The sequence below is a fragment of the Streptomyces armeniacus genome, from assembly GCF_003355155.1.
GTDB classification, from domain to species: Bacteria; Actinomycetota; Actinomycetes; order Streptomycetales; family Streptomycetaceae; genus Streptomyces; species Streptomyces armeniacus.
In genome coordinates, this window is sequence record NZ_CP031320.1 from 7,203,834 (window position 1) to 7,210,934 (window position 7,101).

5 protein-coding genes are annotated in these 7,101 nt (G+C 75.1%); 4 read left to right on the plus strand and 1 reads right to left on the minus strand.

All coding sequences use genetic code 11. From position 1 onward, the window contains the following. Positions 1-252 precede the first annotated feature (252 nt). Both DVA86_RS31360 and DVA86_RS31365 read left to right on the plus strand, forming a co-directional pair. Complete coding sequence (locus DVA86_RS31360) at positions 253-1,746, plus strand: Gfo/Idh/MocA family protein (RefSeq protein WP_245997401.1); 1,494 nt, start codon at positions 253-255, stop codon at positions 1,744-1,746. 119 nt (positions 1,747-1,865) lie between these two features. Then, complete coding sequence (locus DVA86_RS31365) at positions 1,866-2,981, plus strand: L-talarate/galactarate dehydratase (protein ID WP_245997797.1); 1,116 nt, start codon at positions 1,866-1,868, stop codon at positions 2,979-2,981. A 136-nt stretch (positions 2,982-3,117) separates the two neighbouring features. On the opposite strand, the gene DVA86_RS31370 is transcribed toward DVA86_RS31365, so the two are convergent. After that, positions 3,118-3,984, minus strand: coding sequence for a (2Fe-2S)-binding protein (locus DVA86_RS31370; RefSeq protein ID WP_208883386.1), 867 nt, complete (start codon positions 3,982-3,984; stop codon positions 3,118-3,120). 99 nt (positions 3,985-4,083) lie between these two features. Between DVA86_RS31370 and DVA86_RS31375 the strand changes: the two genes are divergently transcribed. Next, positions 4,084-5,289, plus strand: a complete 1,206-nt coding sequence (locus DVA86_RS31375) for an ATP-grasp domain-containing protein (protein WP_208883387.1) — start codon at positions 4,084-4,086, stop codon at positions 5,287-5,289. Continuing rightward, the coding region (locus DVA86_RS31380; protein WP_208883389.1) for an IucA/IucC family protein at positions 5,286-7,101 on the plus strand (1,816 nt) is incomplete at its 3' end. The genes DVA86_RS31375 and DVA86_RS31380, both read left to right, overlap by 4 nt.

Consider the following 7,101-nt stretch of genomic DNA (forward strand, 5'->3'; position numbering starts at 1 on the left):
AGTTGCGCGAAGGAACCGCCGGGACGGGGATCCCGCGGCGGTCGCGTGCCCGGCTGCAACTGCCCGGCGCGGTCCATGAATTCGCAGGCCAATCGCGTACGCGCGGACGCTGGCCCGGACGTGGGGCGGCCGGAGCCGGGTCCGTACATCGCGTACGCACCCCTCGACAAGTTCCTTCACCTCCGCGTAGCTTGCGTGGCAAGCGGTTTCTCGCTCGTGCCCGCAGTCGCCCGACCGGAGGCCAAGGAACTCGTGACCGCGCACAGCCCGATCGACCAGAATCCGACGGCCCCGCTGCCCGCCGCGAGCACCGCCCCCGGCCCCGGCGTCGTGCCCGAGTTCGCGCCGCCGCCCGCCGGCCGGCCGCGGCGCCGCTACGCGGTCGCCGGCACCGGGCACCGCGCCGGGATGTACGTCGCCGCCGTCACCGGCGAGCACGCCGACGTCGCGGAGCTCGTCGCCTGGCTGGACCCCAACCCCGTACGCATCGACCACTACGACGCGCAGGTCGGCCACGCCCTCGGCGCCAACGCCCCCGCGCGGCTGCCCCGTTACGCCCCTGACAGCCTCGAGCGCATGATCGGCGAGCAGTCCGTCGACACGGTGATCGTCACCAGCGTCGACCGCACCCACGCGGAGCTCATCGACCGGGCCCTGCGCGCCGGTGCCGACGTCGTCGTGGAGAAGCCCCTCGCCACCGACGCCGCCGGATGCAGGCGCATCACCCGGGCCGTCGCGGAGACCGGCCGCGATGTCGTCATGACGTTCAACTACCGCTACGCCCCGCGGAATTCGACGCTGCGCCGGGTCATCGCCGACGGCGCCGTCGGCGAGGTGACGGGCATCCACTTCGAGTGGGTGCTGGACACCCGGCACGGCGCCGACTACTTCCGCCGCTGGCACCGCGAGAAGGCCAACTCCGGCGGCCTCCTCGTGCACAAGGCCAGCCACCACTTCGACCTCGTCAACTGGTGGCTGAACGACGTCCCCACCCGCGTCTACGCCTCCGGCGGCCTGCGGTTCTACGGTGACGCCAACGCCGCCGCCCGCGGCATGGGCCCGCGCCCCGCGCGCGGCACCGGGGCCGGGGCCGGGGGTGATCCGTTCTGCCTCGACCTGCGGGACGACCCGCGGCTGGACGCGCTCTACCTCCAGGCCGAGCGGCACGACGGATACCGGCGCGACCAGGACCCGTTCGCCCCCGGCATCACCATCGAGGACAACATGTCCGTCCTCGTCGACTACGCCGGCGGCGCCACCCTCACCTACTCCCTGAACGCCCACAGCCCCTGGGAGGGCTACCAGGTCTCCGTCAACGGCACGCACGGCCGCGCCGAACTCCTCGTCGTCGAACGCGGGCACCTCGACGACGACGGAGACCCCGGGCTGGACCCCTCCGCCGCCGGAGGCGGCCCCGGCGGCGATCCCGTACGGCCCGCCGGACACCGCCTCGTCGTGCAGCGGCACTGGCGGCGCGCCGAGGAAGTCGCCGTCCCCGACGGCATCGGCGGCCACGGCGGCGGCGACGCCATCCTGCTGAAGGACGTGTTCCGCCGCGACCTGCGCGTGGGTACGGATCCACTCGGCCGCGCCGCCGGCTATCTGGACGGCATACGTGCCGTGGCCGTGGGCGCGGCCGCGAACGAGTCGATGCTGTCCGGGCAGCCGGTCCTCATCGACGACCTGCGGCTCGGTGTGCCGCTCGCGGGCGGCGTACGGCCGGAACCCGGGGACATGAAGGGGTGAGCACGACGCACACTGACGGCACGCACACCGACACGGCGGGCACCACGCACACCGGCACGGCGGGCACGGGCGCGGCGGGCACGGGCACCTCGCACACCGGCGAAGCCACCCTCGACCGCATCGACCGGCTGCGGCTCTCCTCGGTCACGCTGCCGCTGGCCGCGCCGGTCAGCGACGCGAAGGTCCTCACCGGCCGGCAGAAACCCATGACCGAAGTGGCCTTCCTCTTCGTGGAGATCGGCACCGAGCAGGGCCTGGAGGGCATCGGCTTCAGCTACTCCAAGCGGGCGGGCGGCCCCGGCCAGTTCGCGCACGCCCGCGAGATCGCCGACTGCCTGCTGGGCGAGGACCCCAGCGACATCGGCAGGATCTGGACCAAGCTCGTGTGGGCCGGCGCCTCGGTGGGCCGCAGCGGCCTCGCGACCCAGGCCGTCGCCGCGTACGACATCGCGCTGTGGGATCTGAAGGCCAGGCGGGCCGGGCTGCCGCTGGCCAAACTCCTGGGCGCGCACCGCGACTCGGTGCGCTGTTACAACACCTCGGGCGGCTTCCTGCACACGCCCACCGAGGAGCTCCTGGAGAACGCCGCCGCGGCCCTGGCCGGCGGCATCGGCGGCATCAAGATCAAGGTGGGGCATCCGGACGGCCGTCACGACCTCGCGCGGGTCGCCGCCGTACGCGAACACATCGGCGACGGCGTCCCCCTCATGGTCGACGCCAACCAGCAGTGGGACCGGCCCACCGCCCGGCGGATGGGCCGCGCCCTGGAGCCGTACGGGCTGGTGTGGATCGAGGAGCCCCTCGACGCGTACGACGCGCGGGGCCACGCCGCGCTCGCGGCCTCCCTGGACACCCCGGTCGCCACCGGGGAGATGCTGGCGAGCGTCGCGGAGCACACCGAGCTGATCCGCCACGGCGCCGCCGACGTCATCCAGCCGGACGCGCCGCGGATCGGGGGCATCACGCAGTTCCTCAAGCTGGCCGCGCTCGCGGAGCACCACCAGCTGGAGCTGGCCCCGCACTTCGCCATGGAGATCCACCTCCATCTCGCCGCGGCCTATCCGCTGGAGCCCTGGGTGGAGCACTTCGACTGGCTGGAGCCGCTGTTCAACGAGCGCCTCGAGATCGCGGACGGCCGTATGCGGCTCTCCGCACGGCCCGGGCTCGGCATCACCCTCAGCGATCAGGCCCGCGCGTGGACGGTCGCCGAACACGAGGCCGGCGTACGGGCCTGACCCCTGCCCGGCGCGGGCCGCACCCCCTGCCCGGCGCGGGCGCCGCAGACGACGGCAGTCGCACCGCCCGCGCCGGTACCACCCCGGCGGCGTCACGCGCCCCGGGCCCTCGTCCGTCGGCACGCGTCGTCGACCGTCAGGACGCGTCCTCGTCCGTCAGGCGGCGCAGCCGTTCGGCGTCGCAGGTGCGGGGGCAGGTGAGGCAGGCGTCGGCGGGCTCGATCGTGTAGTAGAGGCAGCAGCCGGAGCGGGTGCGGGTCGGGTACGACCGCCCGCCGGCCGCCGCGAGGCGGCGGAAGCCGGCGCCGTCGGGGAACGGCGGGAGGGCGGTGGGCAGCAGCGCCTCCGCCCGCGCCAGCGCGCGTTCCTCCTCACCGAGGACGCGGCCGAGGTACCAGACGCCGGAGACCAGGTCGTCGCCGATCATGCCCCACAGCGCGCGGGGGCCGCGGCGGATGTGCGGGCCGACGGCGGCGAGCAGCGGCCGTACGTGGTCGGCGACCGCGGCCCGCAGCTCCGCGTGGAGCGCCTCCTCGTGCGGGAGCACCCGTACGCCCGGGAGTTCGCGCGCGGGGTCATCGGGGAGGCAGGCGAACGCGCCGGACACGGTGACCTCCAGCGCCCCGGTCGCCAGGGATACCCGTACGTCCTGCGGCCGTACGCGCGGCACCCGGTGCTCCCGGTACCAGGCGCCGCTCATCAGCAGGGAGACGTTCCAGGCGTACGCGTGCAGCGCGCGGGACGCGGCGACGTCGCGGCGCACCGGACGCCCGTGGCGGTGAAGGAGGCGCTCGGCCTCGCCGCCGACGAAGGCGGCCGTCAGGTCCGGGTCGTCCACGAGTTCGGCGGCGGTCACCTGGCCCGGCGCCGTCGGCGCGTCCTGCGCCGCGATGCCCACCTGCAGTGACTCGCAGACGGCGGTGAGGCCGCGGTACCCCGCGGCGAGCAGGCTGGGGGCGTTCGCGGCAGTCGCCACTCCCGGGGGCTGCCGAACCTCGATCATCGTCACTCCTCGCTCACCGGCACGTGATCCACATAGTAAGGTAAGGCTCACTTTAGCCACGCCACGGCAGTCACATGCGCCCCGGGAGTGTCAGCATCCGTGCGGTTATACCTGCTTGCCCTCAACCCCACCGACTCGGTCACGGAAGGCTTCCTCCCCGCCGCCCGTGAACTCGGCCTCCGGGTGACCGTCCTCACCGACCGGCCCGAGGCGCACCAGGACGCCGCCGGCCGCCCGGGCGCCGCGGAGTACGAGGTCCTCGCCTGCGACGTACGCGACTTCCGCGCCGTCATCAGCCGCATCTCCGCACACCACCGCCCGGACGCCGTCTTCACCAACAGCGACCACCTGCAGACCCAGGTGGCCCTGGCCGCCGGCTACTTCGGGCTCCCCGCCAAGAGCTGGCAGGCCGCCCTGCGCACCAAGGACAAGGCGGAGATGCGCCGCCGCCTCGCCGCCTCCGGGCTCGACACGCTGTGGTCCGCCGAACTCCCCGCCGACGGCGGCCCGGCGGAGCTCACCGCGCTCCCGGTGCCGTACCCGTGCGTCGTCAAGCCGCGCGAAGGCGTCGCCAGCGAGGACGTCTTCCTCGCCACCTCGCCCGCCGAACTGGCCCGCCGCTGCGCGGAGATACGCGCGCGGCGGCCGAGCGCGGCGCTGGTCGTGGAGGAGTACCTGCCCGGCGAGCTGCACACGCTGGAGACGCTGGGCGACGGACGCGTACGGCACGTCCTGGGCGGCTTCCGCACCGAGCTGTCCGCACCGCCGTACTTCGTCGAGGAGCGGATGGCGTACGTGCCCGCCCCGCCCGAGCCCGTCGTCGCGCAGGTGCTCGCCCGGCTGGACGCGCTCGGCGTCGGACTGGGCGCCTGCCACACCGAGTTCACCGTGCACGCGGGGCGGGCCCGGATCGTCGAGGTCAACTACCGCGCCATCGGCGACCAGTGCGACCTGCTGCTCGCACGGCTCCTCGGCATCCCGCTGTTCGCGCACATCCTCCGCGTGCACCTGGGGGAGCCGCTGCCCGCCGACCTCGGCGCGCGTACGGACCGCCGGGCCCGGCTCGCGTACCCCTGCGCCGAGCGGGCCGGGACGCTCACCGCCGCCCCCGGCCCTGCCGACCTGAGCGCGGACGGCGTCGAGCTGACGTACCGCCCGCTGCGCGAGGTCGGCGAACGGCGCGAACTGCACCGCACCAACCGCGACTTCCTCGGCGTCGCCCGCGCCATCGGCCCGGACCAGGCGAGCGTGGACCGGGCCGTGGACGGCTTCCTGGCCGCGCAGCGCTGGGAGATCACCCCGTGACCGCGCCGCGCGCCACTCGGGCGGCCGCCACCGAGGCGGCCGACGCCGACCAGGCCGCGCTGGTGCTGCGCGTGCTCAGCGCGCTGCTGCGCGAGGACGTGGCGGGGCTGCGCACCCGGAGCACACCGGTCGACCGCCCGGACGGCCGCTGGCTGCGCCTCGCGTACGGGCCCGGCTCCGGGGCCGCCCTGCTGCTGCCGGTCGCCCCGGACGGCTTCCAGTGCGCGTACGCCGCCCGGCTGCCGCTGCTCGTACGGGAGCCGGACGGCGCCGAACTCACCGCACCCGGCGCTGTCCTGGCCGCGCTGGCGGCGTACGCGGACCCCGCCGACCGGGCGGGCTTCGACGCGTTCACCGAAGAGTGCCGGCAGACCCTGGCCACGATGCGGCTGCACACAGCGGCCTGGCCCGAGGTCGCGGACCGGCTCACCGCCCGTTACGGCGACGACCCGGCCCGCTGGGCCGGGCTCACCGGCGCCCTGGCGTACGACACGCTCGCCGCCCACCTCGACCACCCCGTCTACCCGGCCGCGCGCGGCCGCCTCGGGCTCACCCCCGCGCAACTGCGCGCCTGCGCACCCGAGTTCCACCCCCGCTTCGCCCTCCGCTGGCTGGCCCTGCCCCGGAGCGCGCTCACCGTACGGCGCCTCGCCAACCTGCCGCCAGGCTGGCCCACGCCCGCGCAAGTCGGCCTGCCCGGCGCCGACTCCAGCCACCTCGCCGTCCCCGTCCACCCCCTGACCCCGGACGCCCGGCTGCGGGACGCGCTGCGCGCCACCGGACTCGACGCGGGGGTGGCACCGGTCGAGGCCTCGCACCTCACGGTCGTACCGACGCTGTCCATGCGTACGGTCGCCCTCGCGGCCGACCCCCGCCACCACCTCAAACTGCCGCTGCCCACCGCCACCCTCGGGCTGCGCAACTCCCGCACCGTCAAGCCGGGCACCCTGGCCGACGGGGCGGCGTGCCAGCGCCTGCTGGAGACCGTCATCCGGCGCGAACCCCGCTTCCGGCACACCGTGCTCCTCGCCGACGAGACCTGCTACGCGCACGCCGGGCACGAACTCCTCGCCGTCCTCAGCCGCCGCCACCCGGCCGGGCTCGACGGCTCCCCCGTCGTACCGATGGCCGCGCTGCTCAGCCGGGCGCCCGACGGCCGCCTGCTGCTCGACCACCTCGCCGGCGCCTGCCACGCGGGCGACCCCGTCGCGTTCCTCGACGCCGTCCTCACCCTGCTGTTTGACTGGCAGACCACGCTGTTCGCGTACGGGATCGCGCTGGAGTCGCACCAGCAGAACATCTCCCTGGTGCTCGATCCGCCCGCGGGACACGCCCCGGCCCGTGTACGGCTGCTCCTCAAGGACAACGACGGGCCGCGGATCAACGCCACGCGGCTCCGCCGGGCACTCGGCCCGGACGCGGCGGCGTCCGCCCTCGCCGCGTTCGACGACACCCGTATCGCCGGTGACGGCGACGGCCCCGTCGCCGACCTCTTCACCACCATCACCGTCCATCTGTGCGCGGGCGCCTACGCGTTCGGGCTCGCCCGCCACGGCCGCGCGCCCCTCGACCGGCTGCTGCGGCTCGTACGGGACCGGCTGGCCGAGGCCGCCGAACGGCTCGGCACCGCACCCGGCGAACCCGGCGCCGTCCTGCGCGCGCACGTCCTCGACGCCGGGCGGCTGCCGGTCAAGGCCATGGTCACCGCGGGCACCCTGCTCACCAAGGAGCGCTCCGGCGCCGCCGACATCAACAAGCACTACACCAGCGGCCCGAACTACCTGCGTCCCTGGCCCTTATACCCCTCTCCCG